The sequence below is a fragment of the Mesorhizobium sp. P2_F8 genome (genome assembly GCF_056403655.1).
This window is the reverse complement of sequence record NZ_JBFUFB010000119.1, coordinates 1-711: the sequence shown is the minus strand read 5'-3', so window position 1 is coordinate 711 and position 711 is coordinate 1. Positions and strand designations below refer to the sequence as shown.

Here is a 711-nt window from a genome sequence, read left to right as displayed (position 1 = left end):
GTCCACCGCGAGCTGTGTGACGGAATAGCTGCGGGAATTGCCTCCGCTCCGGTCCTGGTATCGCATCAGCGGGAGCGCAACGGGCCTTTCCGATCCWGGGATGGCCTCTCAGGGGGTGGTCTCTCCTTGCTATCATGTTCAACATCCTTTATATTCCGTTCAACAGATGGAGATCCCAAGATGACCATACGTGGCGCAGCGACAGCCGCAAGCGAGGAGCGGATCGCCCACACCCGCAACCGTCTGGTGCTTGAGCAGGCGAGGGCGGTCGGCCTGCTTGGCGCGGCCAAGAACACACGCCTTTCCGGCAGGGTGCCGTCGGAATTGATCGAGGCGGCAAAGAAGCGCGCCCATGTGACCTCCGACACCGAACTGCTTGAGCTCGCCTTGTCGCGGCTGGCCCTCGAGGATGATTTTGGCGCCCGGCTCGTCGGCCGCAAGGGCAGCATCTCCGCGGACATCGATCTTGGCATATGATCTAGGCGGCGCACTGCGGTCCCTAAAACCACAGCGGCGTAGGGCAGGGCTGGAACGGCGACCAGATTCCACCCTGTCCTGGGCAGGTGACCAGCCGCCTGTCGGCGGCGTATTGCTCCTCGACACCAGCGTCTATCTGGATGTCCTGCAGGGACGTACGCCCGAAGCGGTCGATAACCTTCTGACGTATCGGCTCTGTCACCACTCGGCCGTCTGCCTTGCCGAGCTCAGCCA

1 protein-coding gene and 1 pseudogene are annotated in these 711 nt (G+C 63.0%); both read left to right on the top strand.

The features are described from left to right. Positions 1-180 precede the first annotated feature (180 nt). Complete coding sequence (locus tag AC1DZP_RS36310) at positions 181-477, top strand: hypothetical protein (protein ID WP_111543956.1); 297 nt, start codon at positions 181-183, stop codon at positions 475-477. Further along, positions 467-711, top strand: a pseudogene (locus AC1DZP_RS36305) (hypothetical protein); the annotation flags it as partial. The gene AC1DZP_RS36310 and the pseudogene AC1DZP_RS36305, both read left to right, overlap by 11 nt.

Excerpts from the sequence above, each read along its gene's own strand:
- AC1DZP_RS36310 (WP_111543956.1), top strand. The coding sequence starts at position 181 with ATGACCATACGTGGCGCAGCGACAGCCGCAAGCGAGGAGCGGATCGCC.